This is a genomic window from Chryseobacterium sp. Leaf180, assembly GCF_001424585.1.
GTDB lineage: Bacteria > Bacteroidota > Bacteroidia > Flavobacteriales > Weeksellaceae > Chryseobacterium.
Window position 1 is genome coordinate 25520 of record NZ_LMPJ01000014.1, and the last position, 16273, is coordinate 41792.

General features: G+C 39.7%; 14 protein-coding genes. 7 read left to right on the forward strand and 7 right to left on the reverse strand.

Annotated elements, in window-relative coordinates; genetic code table 11:
- The first annotated feature begins 98 nt into the window (after positions 1-98).
- A complete protein-coding gene (locus tag ASG01_RS15225; protein ID WP_055865672.1) occupies positions 99-695 on the forward strand; it encodes a Crp/Fnr family transcriptional regulator in 597 nt (198 codons plus the stop codon).
- 232 nt (positions 696-927) lie between these two features.
- On the opposite strand, the gene amyA is transcribed toward ASG01_RS15225, so the two are convergent.
- Entirely contained in the window at positions 928-2397 is a 1470-nt protein-coding gene (gene amyA / locus ASG01_RS15230; protein ID WP_055865674.1) for an alpha-amylase, read from the reverse strand.
- A gap of 284 nt (positions 2398-2681) precedes the next feature.
- Between amyA and ASG01_RS15235 the strand changes: the two genes are divergently transcribed.
- Together ASG01_RS15235 and ASG01_RS15240 are read left to right on the forward strand one after the other, a co-directional pair.
- A complete protein-coding gene (locus ASG01_RS15235; RefSeq protein WP_055865677.1) occupies positions 2682-4967 on the forward strand; it encodes a PAS domain-containing protein in 2286 nt (761 codons plus the stop codon).
- Positions 4968-5064: 97 nt separating this feature from the next.
- On the forward strand, positions 5065-5469 hold the full coding sequence (locus tag ASG01_RS15240) for a hypothetical protein (protein WP_055865679.1): 405 nt from the start codon (positions 5065-5067) through the stop codon (positions 5467-5469).
- A 12-nt stretch (positions 5470-5481) separates the two neighbouring features.
- On the opposite strand, the gene ASG01_RS15245 is transcribed toward ASG01_RS15240, so the two are convergent.
- The 5 genes from ASG01_RS15245 to gntA form a co-directional block, all read right to left on the reverse strand.
- On the reverse strand, positions 5482-6357 hold the full coding sequence (locus ASG01_RS15245) for a GLPGLI family protein (RefSeq protein ID WP_055865681.1): 876 nt from the start codon (positions 6355-6357) through the stop codon (positions 5482-5484).
- A gap of 129 nt (positions 6358-6486) precedes the next feature.
- Positions 6487-7698 carry an FAD-dependent monooxygenase gene (locus ASG01_RS15250; protein ID WP_055865683.1) on the reverse strand — a complete coding sequence of 404 codons (1212 nt, stop codon included), beginning with the start codon at positions 7696-7698 and terminating at the stop codon, positions 6487-6489.
- Positions 7699-7840: 142 nt separating this feature from the next.
- On the reverse strand, positions 7841-8362 hold the full coding sequence (locus tag ASG01_RS15255) for a DUF1440 domain-containing protein (protein WP_055865686.1): 522 nt from the start codon (positions 8360-8362) through the stop codon (positions 7841-7843).
- Between the two features lie 110 nt (positions 8363-8472).
- A complete protein-coding gene (locus tag ASG01_RS15260; protein ID WP_055865687.1) occupies positions 8473-9063 on the reverse strand; it encodes a DUF1989 domain-containing protein in 591 nt (196 codons plus the stop codon).
- On the reverse strand, positions 9060-9767 hold the full coding sequence (gene gntA, locus ASG01_RS15265) for a guanitoxin biosynthesis heme-dependent pre-guanitoxin N-hydroxylase GntA (RefSeq protein WP_082498405.1): 708 nt from the start codon (positions 9765-9767) through the stop codon (positions 9060-9062). The genes ASG01_RS15260 and gntA overlap by 4 nt, the downstream gene beginning before the upstream one ends.
- A gap of 600 nt (positions 9768-10367) precedes the next feature.
- Here gntA and ASG01_RS15275 point away from each other — a divergent pair.
- Positions 10368-10724: a response regulator gene (locus tag ASG01_RS15275; RefSeq protein ID WP_055865694.1), complete on the forward strand. Its 357-nt coding sequence runs from the start codon at positions 10368-10370 to the stop codon at positions 10722-10724.
- A 60-nt stretch (positions 10725-10784) separates the two neighbouring features.
- On the opposite strand, the gene ASG01_RS15280 is transcribed toward ASG01_RS15275, so the two are convergent.
- A complete protein-coding gene (locus tag ASG01_RS15280; protein WP_055865698.1) occupies positions 10785-11564 on the reverse strand; it encodes a glycosyltransferase family 32 protein in 780 nt (259 codons plus the stop codon).
- 245 nt (positions 11565-11809) lie between these two features.
- Between ASG01_RS15280 and ASG01_RS15285 the strand changes: the two genes are divergently transcribed.
- The 3 genes from ASG01_RS15285 to ASG01_RS15295 all read left to right on the forward strand — a co-directional run bounded on the left by ASG01_RS15285 (position 11810) and on the right by ASG01_RS15295 (position 16241).
- Positions 11810-13144, forward strand: coding sequence for an alpha-amylase family glycosyl hydrolase (locus tag ASG01_RS15285; RefSeq protein ID WP_055865700.1), 1335 nt, complete (start codon positions 11810-11812; stop codon positions 13142-13144).
- Positions 13145-13275: 131 nt separating this feature from the next.
- Positions 13276-14169 (forward strand): DUF6607 family protein, encoded by an 894-nt coding sequence (locus ASG01_RS15290; RefSeq protein WP_055865704.1) that lies wholly within the window; start codon positions 13276-13278, stop codon positions 14167-14169.
- Complete coding sequence (locus ASG01_RS15295) at positions 14169-16241, forward strand: TonB-dependent receptor plug domain-containing protein (RefSeq protein ID WP_055865706.1); 2073 nt, start codon at positions 14169-14171, stop codon at positions 16239-16241. The genes ASG01_RS15290 and ASG01_RS15295 overlap by 1 nt, the downstream gene beginning before the upstream one ends.
- Positions 16242-16273: the final 32 nt, after the last annotated feature.

Sequence of the window (16273 nt, forward strand, 5' to 3'; positions counted from 1 at the left end):
ACACAATATTGATCTGATAAGATGCACTAAGTTCAGCAATTATCACTAAAAACATCTTTCTTTCCGGGTATGGAATCAAGCTTTTTCAAAATTCATTTATGAATATCAGTGAAGAACTTTTGCATTCGATGGACGCTGTAGTACAGCATTACGGTTCTGGTGAATATATTTTTCGTCAGGATTCGCTGCCGCAGTTTTACTATCAGATTGCGGAAGGCGAAGTGAAACTGAATTCGTATGCAGAAGACGGCAAAGAGTTTATCCACAGTATACTGAGTAAAAATTCAGGGATCGGTGAAGCGATGCTGATTTTAAAAAAACCGTATCCGGTAAATGCCGTAACGATTACACCATGCAGAATTATTAAAATGACGGCGCAGAAGTTCTTTGATCTTCTGGAGCTGCATCCTCTTATTCTGAAAAACATCTATACGTCTCTCGCAGACTCTGTTTTTGAAAAGCAAACCATGATGCACACGGTAACAAGTGGCACTGCAGCGGCACGGTTGAAAGAGATTTTAAATCTGATGAAAGAAACGAAAGACAACACAGAGAAATTCTCGATGGAAATCACCTATACACGCCAGCAACTCGCCTCAATGAGTGGTCTCACTCTGGAAACCACCATCAGGATCCTCAAAAAAATGGAACAGGAAAATATGCTGAAAACAGAAGGCCGGAAAATGTATTACTGAATTTAAAATGAAAATACCGACATAAAAAAGCCTTCAAAAAGAAGGCTAAAAACACAAATGATGAAAAAAAATTCCGCCTGAACGGAAACTCAATATTAGCGATTCCATTTTGAACAAGTGTATGACTTGAATCATATACAGGTATTTCTATATTCAAAACCGATTCTTCAGGCATTTACATTTGATAATTAAATTGTCTTCAGGCAAATTCTTTTTCAGGAAAAAGAAACTCTCAAACCATCACCCACACACTCACAGACCGGCCATTTACGGTATAAACAGCTTTTCCAACGTCATCGGTTTTGATAATCTCTTTCCGGTTTTGTAAAAAATCTTTAAGCCTGCAGTTGGCAAACTTCTTTCCCAGAGAAATCTCCTTTTGTGCCGATTCATCATTGGATATGATAACAACACAGCCTTGATTTTCATCATCGCCTTCCCGCACCATCGCAATACAGTTCGGATCATCGAAATGATTTATCTGTTTTCCGTTTCCAAATAACTTCCGGGCTTCAAGCAGTTTGGGCAACAGTTCGACTTTTGGCATCACTACGTGAATTTTCTCTCCTTCCACCTCATCTGAATATTCTGCTCCGTAAAGATCAGGATAAAAAACGCACGGATATCCTTTTTCTGAAAGCAGAATTAAAGCATACGCTAACGGTTTAAACCAATCTTCAACTGCTGATTCTAAAGCCTGAAGGCGCTGCGTGTCGTGGTTTTCCACAAAGGTAATGGCCAGTTCCGGCCGTTCGGTCAAAAAGCTTCCCTCAAAGACAGTAGGGAGATTAAAATCTCTTCCCTCTTCGGAAGCCTGAAAAAACCGGTAATGCAGCGGCACATCGAAACAGGAAATCAGGTGATCGGTTTCGTCTGCGAAATCGCAGATCTGCTTTATCTCGTCGATCCAGTATTCGCCCAAAATAAAACAGTCAGGGTTGACTTCAGTTTTCACAAACCTGACGAAGTCTTTAAGAAAATCCGAATTAATATGCTTCAGCGCGTCAAGACGCATTCCGCTGGCCTTCGTCGTACCCAAAAACCACTTGATCCAGTTTTTCATTTCCTGCACCACAGCCGGATTTCGGTATTCGACATCGGCGCCCATCAGATAATCGTAATTGCCAAACTGATGACTTACAGCGTCTGTCCATTCTTCGCCGGCATCATTATGAATTTTAAAAATTCCGGTCTGTATCTTTCCGTTTTGAGTCAGGTTATCAACTCCGCTGAAACACTTATAATCCCAGACGAAATCTGAATACTTTCCTTTTCTTGCCGGAAACGTAAACTTCGTCGGAACAGCAGCTTCAAAAATTTTAGATAGGGTTTCGTTCCTGTCCTCCTCTTCCACCTGATGCAGTTTTACGGTTTCATATTCATCATCGCCCATCCGGTAATTTAAAACCACATCAGCATACACTGAAATTCCTGCCTGACGTGCTTTATCAATCGCTTGAATATATTCTTCTTTCGTTCCATATCTTGTTGGAATTCCGCCTTTCTGATCAAATTCTCCGAGATCATACAGATCATACACATCGTAGCCACGACCGTCAGTACCGAGATGACATTTGGCAGCAGGAGGCAGCCAGACTGATGTGAAACCCAGCTTCTGTAAAGAATTAATCTTCTCCGAAAACTCATTCCATAGGTTGCCCGGATGGTACCAGTGAAAAAACTGCAGCATTACTCCTTTCATATTCTAACTTCAAATTTGCCGGGCACTGAAATAATTATTTGAAATCAATTGTTCTAAATCTCTTTATTTAAACAAATTGCCTTCAAAACAGTCATTCGGTCCCGGTTCAAACTTAGCAGAATAATTGTTTTAATGTACATGAGGCTGATCACACCGCCATGAATTTTCATTTAAACAGGCTTTAAATATCCTCGTGCTCCCCGCTTAAATCATCAAACTCTTTTAGAATCTCAGTCATAAAAAAACAGTATTCTGCTACGTATTTTAGCAGATAAAACATTTTGATGAAACAACCTGAAAACGCGCTGGTCGAAGCACTGATTAATACTGATTGTGAGGGTCTCTGTATTTTAAAAATTGACGGGATGATGATGGTGCAGATCAATGAAAGTTTTGCAAAGTTGCTCGTAAGTTCTACAGATTATTTGAAAAATAAATCCTTACAGGATCTTCAAAATACCAGTCTCATTAAGCAGCATCTGATTTCGGTTGTGGATCAAATGCATTCTCAGCTGAAAAATCAAACCTTTAAAATAAAACCAAATGCAAAGGATTGTTGCATTCATTTAAACTACACTTCCGTCAATGATAATAATGGCAATCCCGAATATCTGATTGTACGCTCAACAGAAACTGAAGATATTGCCAACTGCGGAAAAGATTCATTTTTAAGCTGGAACCGCAGAGAAGCCGACAACAATATTAATCAGATTATCAACATGCTTCCGGCGTCTGTTGTCGTAATTCGCACCAACGATCTGATCGTAGAAATGATCAATGATGCCAATCTTAATTACTGGAAAAAAACACGTGAAGAAGTGATCGGTTTACCTTTTCTGGAGATTCTGCCAGACCTTGCCGATCAGCCTTTTGCATCGCAGCTTCGGCACGTCATCAAAACCGGTGAGATGATCGACATCAAAGAAAGTCCGGTGCTTTTTACTGAAGCCAACGGCAGTATTCGTGAGACTTTTGTGGATTATACTTATCAGCCGCTTTCCGACATTCATGGAAACCGAAACGGCGTTCTCGTGATGTCTTTTGAGATTACCGACCGTGTACTGGCGAGAAAACAGCTTGAAAAATATGCACAGGAACTTGCTGCAGCATACGATCTGCAGACCAATCTGAATGATGCTTTATCTAAAAGTGAGTCGCGTTTTAAGTATGTTTTTCAGGAAGCTCCAGTTGCCATCGGATTACTTCGCGGCAGAGATTTTATTCTGGAATCGGCAAACAGCCGGATTCTGGAGGTTTGGGGTAAGGATGAAAATATCATCGGGATGAAACTTGCCGACGCACTTCCTGAGATCAAAGACCAGCCTTTTCTCGGGCTGCTACAAAATGTGCTGGAGACGGGAATTCCTTTTAAAGCCAATGAGATTCAGGCATTTCTCGAACATAAAGAGGGGCTGAAAGAACTGTTTTTCAATGTTGTTTATCAGCCGGTGCGCAGTTCTTCTGTAGATGTGGCCGACATACTCGTCGTTGCCACAGATGTTTCTGAGCAGGTCTACGCACGCAAACAGGTCGAAAAAAGTGAAGCCTATTATAAAATGCTCGCAGATCTTGTTCCGGCTAAAATATCAAACGCACTGCCTTCCGGTAAAGCGACATTTTTCAACCGGCGTTGGCTTGAGTTTTCGGGGAGAAGTTTTGAAGAGCTTCAGGATTTAGGATATTTCGAAATGATACATCCCGCCGACAGGGAAAACTTCAAAACCGGATTGCTAGAATCTGCAAGAAAAGGAGAATCTTTTGTATCTGAAATCCGTTTTAAAAACAGCGAAGGAAAATATATCTGGCATTTAAATAATGCCTCTCCTATTTTGGACGAGAAACGGAAAGTCGTAAGCTGGATCGGTTCTACGACCGATATCCAGTGGCTGAAAAAAGAAGAACAGCGCAAAAATGATTTCATAGGAATGGTCTCCCACGAGATGAAAACGCCGCTCACATCGATTAACCTTTATCTGCAGATGCTTCACACAAAAGCTCAGAAAAGTGATGACCTTTTTTTGCAGAAAGCCTCTGAGCAGTCTTTGAAACAGGTAAAACACATGACTGCGATGATTAACGGTTTTCTGGATGTTTCAAGGCTGGAATCCGGGAAGATGATCCTGGAAAAGTCAGATTTTGATATTCAGGATTTGATAAAAGAGGCCAAACTCGATTATTCTTTACAGTATACTTCGCATCAGATTCAATATGGTGAAATTCCTTCAGTAAAAATCAATGCTGATTTCGGAAAAATCGCACAGGTTCTGAATAATCTGGTTGGAAACGCGGTAAAATATTCTGAAAGCGGAACGCAGATTACCATCTCCGCAGAAGTGATTGCTGATCATGTGCGGATTTCTGTGAAAGATGAGGGAATAGGCATTAAACCTGAGAATACCGCAAAACTTTTCGACCGATATTACCGCGTAAAAGAAAGCAGCGATATTGCCGGTTTTGGGATCGGACTTTACTTGTGTTCAGAAATAATTGCCAGTCACTACGGCAAAATCGGCGTTGAACGTACCGAAACCAAAGGCTCAACATTCTACTTCGAACTCAAAACCAAATAACTCAGTTTAAAAAAGCAATTCGTCATTCATCATTCATCATTCATCATTCATCATCAGGAAAAAATCCTATCTTTACTTTCATCAAATCAGCACGTTCATGAAAAAGTTTCTACTTCTGCTCATCATTATTTTTTCGGCTATCAGCTGTGGCGAGGAATGCTACAATGCACCTCAGCCGGTCGTTTTTCAGATTGTGGATGCCGACAATAAAAATCTGCTCACCAACGGAACGCTCATGCCGTATGCTGTAAAAGATGAAAACCAAAAAGCCGTGACTTTAACACCAACTGAAGACGGCAAACTGTTGCTGGAAAATGTGGGCGCATTCAACGGAACGAGAAACTACACGTTTAGCTCAGCGGTCAGGAATTTTGAATTTGCCATTGAAGCCAAAGAATTCAACAGCGGCTGCACCGGTTTTCAGATCAAAAAAATAACCTTCACCGGAATAAACATCGATGTAAAAGACGAGAACGGAACGTACAGGATTATTTTCAAATAAATCAGGATAAGATTAATCCGCCGGATAAGGGATGGCGCGCTCTTTCTCAATCGGCAGATAATTATTTCTGATGCTTCGCTGTAAATCTTTTTTCTCCTTTAAAATATCTTCTTTAGAATTCAGATCTTTTTCTGAGGTAACCGAACCGCCTTTCTCTGTAAAATCGTTTAAAACCTGCACAATATTGTAGTAATAATCAAGTTTTAATTTATGATACTGCTTTATAGTGATGGGCATCGCTGCTTTCCCATAGTGCGTTTCCAGAAAATCTGAAGTGTCAAAAGTTTTGGAAAGTTTTTCGCTTCTCGTGAGCTTATAATGAAAAATATTTTCTGAATCATACACTTCAAATATCAATCCTGATAGTCCGCGAAACTTATACGGGCCTTCCTGAAAAGGAATTTCTGTAGTAAACCAGGCGGTCCAGGATCTGCCGCCAAAGTCCGTCGTCGCTTTTTGCAGCGTATAATTTTCTACTTTTTTTATCGCTTTATCCAGCTTCCAAACCATATCATCCTGCGTCGTAATTTTAAAGTAGTCGTAATAAAATGAGGTATACGAAATATTTGTACTGCTGTTTACATTTCTTGTCAGCATTTGGTCTGTTTCTGAGAAATACTGCAGATTTCTGCCGGTTGATTTTCGTAAAGAATCCTGCCTTACAAATTCGTAATCGTAAAACTTCACTTCTTTCTGATCAATATCCAAAGCCATCACCGCTTTTAACGTTTCTCCGTTCTTGTTAATCACCAAATCATACAGAAATCGGTTCGTCTGCCCGAAGACAAAACTTGATACAAAATATACCGCCAGAACAAGTATATTTGATAAACTTCTCTTCAGTTTTGCCTTAGTAAAAGAATGATTACTTAGATTTAATTTTCTCATCAATGTGTATATGAATCAACTGCAATATCGTATAATTAAACGAAACGGAAACAGGATAAATCATCTTTTATGTGAAAAATAAAGTTTTAAATAATATTTTTATTAAAATTTATAAATAAGAAGATACGCTTATGCCCTTTTTCTAAAAAGATGATCATAGTCCTGCAGATCAATTTCATTTTGCTTCTTCTTCTCTTCTCCTTTGGAAAGTTTTAAAACGTTTTTTACAAACCTGCTTCCTGCAAACGAGATCAGCGTATTCAGAATCCTGATGCCGGTTTTTGTCTTTGGATAAACCATTTTAGGAATTCCCGGTGGCAGCTGCTGACATTTCTCCACATAAGGCCTCATCTTTTTCCCATATGTTTCAAAAGCATGTGCATGGTCCGCTGCAAGCATCATTTCGCCGGCCAAAATATAAGCGCCAGTCATTGCCATTTCAATTCCTTTTCCAGAAATCGGAGTCGCACAATACGCGGCGTCACCAGTCATCGCAATTCTTCCTTTGCTCCAGTGCGGCGCTTTTACCTGGCTTACTCTGTCAAAATATAGATCGTCTGCCGTATCAATAGCTGCTATCATCCGCTCAGATTCAAATCCGCTGCCTCTGATTTTCTGTATTAAAGCTTCTTTTTGCTGATTCAGATTTAGATGACGATATTGATTTTCTTCTGCCGTAAAATTAACCGAGACACGCGTCGTTCCGTAATTATCCGGTCGAATGAGATAGACAATCCCTTTTGGCACATTGCACCAGCGTGCCCAATGGGTGTCTGAAGGAGATTTTTTAGCCGTAAAATACGCGGTATGAATGCCAAGATATCTGAATGAATATTGATTCTCAAAAACCAGATTCCTTGTTTGTGAGCCGATTCCTTCTGCAATAATCAGAAAATCATACGCAGCTTGGTGTCCGCTCGCAAAAGTAATCTTTACCTCATTTTCATTATCCTGAATAGCGGTGATATGATCATTAAAAAGATACTGCACATTTGCTTTTGTCGCGTCGTAAAGGATTTTCACCAAATCTCCGCGCAGAATTTCGAGCTCCTGCGTCATGCTGAGTGAACTGTCTTTTGGAAACTCGGCAACCGTCTGGTTATTCTGATCTACAAAACGCAATCCCACCTCGGTTGTATTTTTGTCCCGAATCTGATTTTCTATTCCCATTTTGCGGGCGATCTCCCGGGCCGGACCTTTAACATCAATATTTTGTCCGCCAAGACGGAGCGAAGCTGATTTTTCCAGAACAGTTACCTCAAAACCAAATCTTTCCAGCCAGAAAGCCAACGTCGGGCCGGCAATACTTGCTCCGGTAATCAGTACTTTTTTATTTTTCATCTGTGGATATGTTATGGTTACCCTTTACAAATATTAAGCTAATCAATTATAAAAGAAAACGAAATTCGGGTGTTCTGCTATCCACTGAATGTAAAAACAGTTAGACATAAAAAATCCCGAAAATAATTTCCGGGACTCTGTATTATAATATTTTGTTTAAAACTTTCCTGCTTTGCTCAAGTGCGATACCGAAAATAAGATGCGAACCAAATTCCCAAACCCACCAAGATTTTGGCATTGCGCCGACTTTCCCCTGCAGCCCAAACGCCGGAACAACCGAACCGTGCGTCATTGCCCACACAATTCCACCTGCTGCAATGCCTTCGCAACTAGAAATCTTTGCATATCTTTCACTTATCAAAACATAACCAACGCCGATTGCGGTCCCCAAACCGTAATGAATCGCCTTCATTGAAGCTAAAGTCTCTTCTTTTGAAAGTCTGTGACCGGAGATTTTTTCAGCCACTGAATTAGCCAAAACTGCGGGTGGCATATTTTCGGGCTGATTGGTGACATCGGCACCTTTGAGTTTTAATTCTTTATCAGAAGGCGGAAATTTTTCTTCCCCAATTTTTTGAAGTGGCGGTTCGGCAATAGATTTAATCCAGGAAGCAAATAATCCCGCAGCAACGCCGGTAATCAAGGTTTTTGTTAACGTATTCATTAGTTGTATTTGCTTTAAATAAACAATTGACGTGCCTGAAAACACTGACAATTTCACTTAATATGATGAAATATTAAAGAATCAATTACGTTTTTTTGATCTAGAATCATTTAAGAAGAAAAATCACCAACTTCATATCCGATCGGTTTGAAAGAATAATTATTCGACATTTCTGCAGAACACGCTGTCATTCCTACAATAAGATCCATCTGAGCTTCGATAATAATATGATCTCCGGCTTTGCTTTTTGGCGGCAAAACACTAATCTTCCCGGAATCGCCGTCAACCGCTACATTCATAAAAATATTAAAGCAGATCGGAATCTGATCCGGCGCAATCCCAAAAGGTGCCAGCGCTTCACAAAGATTGCCAAAACAGCCGCGGTGCGGATTTTCGTCTCCGTAAATGATCCGGAAAGTATCAGCACTGCATGGCGTCAGCAAAAAATCGTGACGGCCTACAGTATCTTTTTCAATCGTAAACATCACATTGCTGCGGTTTGAGTAAAACGGATTTCCTTTGGTGAGAAAAATAGTTTCTGCATAATCTATCGTGCGTCCGCTGGACAGATATTCCTGCGTATCATGCTGATTGAAACATATAAAATCTGAAACCTGTTCTCCCTGAATATCGGTTACCAAAAGTCTTTCTCCTTTTTTCAGGATAAAAGCAGTTCCGCTGCGCGGCGGTATTACGTTCATATCGCTTTGTATTTAAATGGGCATTCCCAGTTGTTGTCATATTTCATGCCGCTGTATTGATACGCTTCGCTGGAATCTCCAAAATCATTAAGCATCGGATTTATCGATCCGCTAAGCGCAACATCTCTTTTGCGGACAATGTTTTTCATTTTGTCATATCTTTTCAGCGTACGCATTTCCTCAAACTGGTGATGCGGATTGAAAACCAGCGCCGGATACTTAAATCGTCTTGCATCACGGCTACTGAACGGACTTAAACCAATGATAAAAAATGCTTCTTCTTTTAAACTGAAACTGAAATTCTCAGAATGCGGCTCCTGGCTTACTCTTTTATCATAAGGAAAATTCTCACGGTCAAGATCTGAAAGTGCCTGAAGTCTCATCCACAGAAAACGCTCAAACATCTGTTCGTTCAAACCTGCAGCTTCCGGAAAGATGACACATGCACTGTGAAACGGCTCATCTGAATTTCGGTATGTATCGACAAAATCGTAAATAAAATGAAGAATTTCGAGATCATCTTTTGGGCACGCAATGTGACCGGCAACAAAAGTTTTCAGATGATCTTTATTCAGTGCAGCCTTCGCCGCAACGCAAGGAAAGATTTCGTTTTCAATAAAATCTTCGAACGATTTTTTGGCTTCGTCGGGATCTGTTGCAGTTGAATCAAAAATATTTTGTGGTGTGGTAAGATTTGGTGTCATACCACGATAATTCACAAAGGCTATGCCACGCAGCAGGTTTTTTCCTATTAAATTTTCTTCTTCAGCTTTAAAACATATTGATAATCAATTTATTAAAAAATGATTTGAATCATACGGATCAGGATTTTTCAGAACGTGGTTTTCAATAATTCACTTCTATTATTCATTTTCAGCAATGAAATATTTAAATTTAATACTTTGCTGTTATCATTTGTGCAGTTTTAAAACCAATAGTAAAAAGTAAATTCTGTCACAACAATGATCTCAAAATTTGCTGCTTTCCTTAAAAATTTACCGTCATCTGCAAGCAGATCTGAGAAATCAGGACGAAAAAATAATCCGGCACATTAAGCAATGTACCGGACCAATCATCAAAGTGTTTTTTTGTTGGGAATTGAAAGTTTTTGTGTTTTTTATTCCCGCTACAAAGATAAACCGGAGATTTTTAAATTGTTTACGGTTTTCCGTAATCTGGGATTTTTTTACATATAATAGTATTCACATTCCTTTTGCTGTTATTTTAAAACTGATTTTATTTGAGTAAAAAGAAAATTTTTAAGCGTACAGAAAGATTGGCTTCGAAATTGCCAAGCAAGAAATATGAAAAGTATTTATATTGTAGAAGATGAGACAGGCATCCGCGACGCTTTGCAGTTGCTCCTGTCGTTTGAGAATTACGATGTGCGCTCATTCAGCTCGGTAGAGATGTTTAACAGCCGCGACAAATCTGTAAATCCTGATATTTTTATTCTGGATGTAAAACTTCCGGACGGTCTCGGAACCGATATCTGTAACGAGATTAAAAACGATCCTCAAACAGCGACTATTCCGGTGATGATCATCAGCGCACACGCAAAAGCTGAGAATGTGATCAATTCCTGTGATGCCGATGTTTTCATCAGCAAACCGTTTGATATTGACGACGTTTTGGTAAAAATTGAAAATCTGACCAAATAGTTCACCATTAAATATAAAAAACTCCGGAACCTTAATGTTTCCGGAGTTTTTCTGTTTTTGCTACATCTCTTTACTTTCGAGATATTCTCTGATATGCTCTTCAGGAATTAAATCTAAAATATCTTTTGCCTTGATAATTTTGTGCTCATCGAGAATACTTTTCACAGCTTTTTTTGCATTTTTCTGATTGGTTAAACGGTCTAAAAGTCCGTAGGTGTTGACCATTATTTTGTGCGTGTTTTCTTCGTCTCCGCCAAACCACGAACCGTTAAAATGATGACTCACATAGTTCTTGGGTAAATCCTGTGAGAAATAAACCGAAGGATAAAGGGTTACGCCATGTTTTAATTTCTGAATGGTATCGCTCATGCGGTCTGCACCATATTCTTTTTCCAGCATTTCCGAAAAAATATCAGTATTGATACGTTCTTCAAAACCCTTCTGGCGCTCGTAATATGATACAAAATCTTTTGAAAGCTGATGTTTGGGCTCAGCCATCCAAAAAGCAGAATACGGAACACCTTTTACTTCAAAACCGCAGACTGCAGTTTCATTCATAAACTCATCAAGTGGCAGTTTAAGTTCCATATCGGTATCCATATAAATTCCGCCGTGCTCGTACATTACTTTAGACCGAACGTAATCTGACACAAATGCCCATTTTTTCTGCTCAAAGGCATCACGAACGTAGGCGTTATCTTCCAACGGTGCATTTTCTTCGTTCCATTCAATAATTTCAAAATCCGGATGATTTTTTTTCCATGAAGCCAAACAATGCTCTGCAAGCTCATCTTTTTTCCCGCCTCCAAACCAGCAGTAGTGTATTTTTTTAGGAATCATAAGTAGAAATATTTATTTTTTATGGTGATAAAATGTCTTTGTATACAGCGGTCTTCATACAAAAACCAAACCTTATTTCACTTACACATCCACAAATTGATTTTTCATGGTATATGTTTTATTTCCGTTAAATTTTATCAGAAACGCTTTGTAAATGCTGAATTTAAGATAATGGTACATTTATTTCTTGCAAATCAAAATATCATTGATTTTCATAAAACTTTTAGCCAAAACATCGCGTACCTATGCAAGCCGACAAACGATATCTTCCGGAAAATTATGTTGAAATTTCCCATCCGGACTGGGTGAAAAATGCGACGATATATGAGGTCAACGTACGGCAGTTTTCTCAGGAAGGAACTTTCAAAGCGGTAGAAAAGCAACTTTCGCGACTGAAAAAAATGGGCATCGACATTATCTGGCTGATGCCGATAAATCCGATTGGCGAACTGCACAGGAAAGGAACTCTGGGAAGTTATTACGCCGTAAAAGATTACCTGAGCGTTAATCCTGAATTTGGCACAAAAGAAGATTTCAGAAGACTTGTTGATGCGATTCATAGAAAAGGTATGCGCGTGATCATTGACTGGGTCGCCAATCACACGAGCTGGGACAATCCGCTCGCGACGCTTCATCCTGAATGGTATAAAAAATCACGAAAGGGAACATTTCAATCAACACCCTGGCGGGATTACGATGATATCATCGATCTTGATTACAGACATCCTGAACTCAGAAAATACATGACTTCTGCCTTGAAATATTGGGTGAAGGAATTCGATATTGACGGTTTCAGGTGTGACATTGCAGCCTTTGTTCCGCTTGATTTCTGGGAAAATGTGCGGGCAGAATTAGATGAAATAAAACCGGTTTTTATGCTCGCTGAAGCCGAAGACCGTGAACTTCACCGCAAAGCTTTTGATGCAACTTACAACTGGACTTTGTGGAATATTCTGCATCAGATCGCCATCAATAATGTCAGCGTAAAAACTTTAAGTGAAGCGTATATTGCTGAGCATGTTTCGATCTTTCCTAAGGACGGAATCCGTATGAATTTTATTGATAATCACGATAAAAACTCATGGGAAGGAAATCAGTACTTAAATTTTGGCGCTGCGCTGAAAGCCGCGACCGTATTCACTTTTCTGATGGACGGAATGCCTTTGGTCTACGGCGGACAGGAAGCCGGGCTCGACCGCTCGCTGTCGTTTTTTGAGCGCGATCCGATTGAGTGGAAAACTTCAGAACTGCAGGAGATTTATTCATTGATTTTTCATTTAAAGCATAAAAACCAGGCTTTGTGGAATGGAACCGCTGGCGGCGAAATGGTGAGAATTATGAACGATAAAATGGATCAGGTCATTTCTTTCGTCCGCGAAAAAAACGGCGATAAAGTTTTGGTTATGATTAATTTAAGCAAAGAAAATGCGCTGACGCAATTCGACACTTCTTTCGACAAAGGCATGTACAACGAACTTTTTACCGGAAAGCGCACAAAAATTACTTCAACACCGATTATTGCACTTGCGCCGTGGGAATATCTGGTTTATCATAAAAAGGCGAAAGTTCTGCGGCAATAGGTTTTCGAATATCACTTTTAGGTTTATGTTATTTAGATTAATTTTAAATAATCTGTTAATTATTTGGATTTAATCTAAATAATATTTTAGATTTGCAACTGTTTAGAATTAGTCTAATTTAAATTAAACCTATGAAACGCTTATTTATCCCTTTATTTATCGCATCTTCAGCGCTGTTATCTGCACAAAAAACAGAAGACCAGAAAGCCATAAAGTCAATGTGTGGATGTTACGAAATTGATTTCAATTTTGCTGAAACTTTCAGTTATCCAAAAGACGCGGCTAGCTACAAGCCATCCAAAGTAAAACATGAAAATGCACTGGAATGGGCTGAACTGATCGAAGATGAACCCGGAAAACTGTCAATTCAGCATCTTTTAATTGTAGGAAATGATATGATTGTAAAGCACTGGAGACAGGACTGGCTTTTTGAAAACACAAAACTGTACGACTACAATGGTTTCAATGACTGGAAATTTGTCAGTCTTCCTGCCGATCAGGTGAAAGGACAGTGGACTCAAAAAGTTTATGAAGTGGATGACAAGCCGCGATACGAAGGTTCGGCGACCTGGATTACTGCTGACGGACGAACTTTCTGGGAGAACACAACCAATGCACCGCTTCCGAGAAGAGAATACACGCAGAGAAAAGATTACAACATCACGCGACGTTTTAACGACGTCGAAATTCTGAAAAACGGCTGGAGCCACAATCAGGACAATGATAAAATCATCCGCAGTGAAAACGGCAGCAATTATCTTCTGGCTCAGGAAAAAGGATTTAACAGGTACACCAAAGTTGATGACTCAAAATGCGTTGCCGCACAGAAATGGTGGAAAGAAAATAAAGATTTCTGGAAAAAAGTGCGTACAAAATGGGACATTGAATTTGCCAAAAACAAAGACTTAAAACTCAAAAATGATGTGGATGGCAAACCCTTATTCATGCATCTTGAAACTTTAAAGAAAGATGCTTCTCAGCAGGAAATCAATTCAGTAATTGACCGCTTTATCGTTGCCAGATAATGACCTGCAAAAAAAACATTGCCACTCTTTTCTTTGTTTCACTTTCCGGATTCTTTTTCGGGCAGGAAATTTCTGACACTTTGAAAACCTCATCTGTTGAAGAAGTTATCGTTACCGCTACCAGAACAGAAAGAAATGTTGCCACACTGCCCTTACCCACGCAGATCATTACCGGCGAAAGCATCAGAAAATCTGGTGTGAGCCGTCTCAACGAAATCATTCAGGAGCAAACCGGATTGATTACAGTTCCTGATTTTGGCGGTGGTGAAGGCATTCAGATGCAGGGTTTGGATGCGGCGTATGTCATGATTTTGCTGGACGGACAACCCATGTTCGGAAGGAGCGCGGGAACACTCGACCTGAGCAGAATTTCGGTGAATAATATTGAAAGAATCGAAATTGTAAAGGGCGCTTCATCCTGCCTTTACGGAAGTGAAGCACTCGCCGGTGTCATTAATATTATTACCAAAAAGCCGCAGATTTCTGATAAGCTTAAAGGCAATGTCAATTATAAAATCGCGGGTTTTAATACGCATGATGCTTCTGCCAATCTTGAGTATGGTAAAAATAAAATCGGTGGTGAGCTGTTTGCCAATTTTTTCAGTTCAGGCGGTTACAGTCTTTCCTCAGATGAGTTTTTGAACACCGTCGAGCCTTACCGGAATGTCACGTTTCAGCCAAAAATTAAAATTAATTTTAACGAAAAAGTAAATCTTTCGGCGAGCACAAGATTTTTCATGCAGAATCAGGACTATAAAGCGAGAATTGAAAGTCAGGAAATGACCGGTGAAAGTCTGATTAAGGAATGGAATCACGCTTTGCTCATCAATCAACAGGCAACTGAGAAGCTTAAAATTGTATATGATCTTTATGCGACACATTACCAGGCTGATGAATATTTAAACCAAAACAGCGGACAGCTATTTGAGGAAAGCCGTTTTGACCAGTGGTTTTTCCGGCCAGAAATCCGTTCGCATTACCGATTGGGCAAAAACACGCTCTCTGCGGGTGTGGGGATGAATTATGAAAGTCTCGACCGAACGTATTTTGCAGACAAAGCCGTTTTAAATTCTGAATATATTTTCGGTCAGTTTGAATGGTTTTTGAAAGAGAAATGGAATATTCTGGCAGGCTTCCGATACGATCATCATCACCAGTATGAATCCCAGTTAAGTCCAAAACTTGGAATCAATTATAAATGGAATGAAAACCTTTCACTGAAGGCTTCTGTCGGGTACGGTTACAAAGCGCCGGATCTGCGCCAGCTGTATTTCAATTTTACCAATTCGGCAGTCGGCTATACGGTTTTGGGATATAATGTCGCATCAGAAAAACTGGCTCTGCTTCAAAATCAGGGACAGATTGCTTCGGTAGAAAATGTAGATTTTTCATCAGCTTTAAAACCTGAAAGTTCAGTCAACTTTAATTTTGGAGGCTATTTTAAAAAGGAGAAATTCTCGTTTGATTATAATCTCTTTTACAACAGAATCACCAATCTGATCGACACCAAAGTGATTGCCAGCAAGAAGAGCGGCCAGAATGTTTTTTCTTATCTGAATCTTGATGAAATTTTTACCTATGGTGCTGAGCTAAACAGTTCGTACCGTTTCAACCGGAATTTTACCGTTTCGGCAGGTTACCAATATCTCATTGCGAAAGATCAGGAAATGACGGACAGAATTAAAAACGGTGAAATTTTCGCGAGAAATCCATCCACGCTGGAAACTTTTCAGCTGCGGCCTTCGGATTATTTTGGTCTGCTAAACCGCTCCAAGCATACGGCAAATCTTAAACTAAATTATACGATACAGCCGCTGGGAACAACTATTAATGCAAGACTTTTCTACCGCAGCAAATACGGAATCCGCGATTCTAACAACAGCCAGATTCTCGACCGGTACGATGTTTTTGTGAAAGGATATTTTACAGCCAATCTTACCATCAATCAGGAATTCAAGTACGGGATTTCTGCGCAGGCTGGCGCACTTAATCTTTTTAATTATAAAGATGCAGCCAACATTCCGAATCTTGCCGGAAGACAATTTTTCGGAAGAATTCAGTATCAGTTTTAAACCATAATACCATTAAAATAAACAAATAAAAT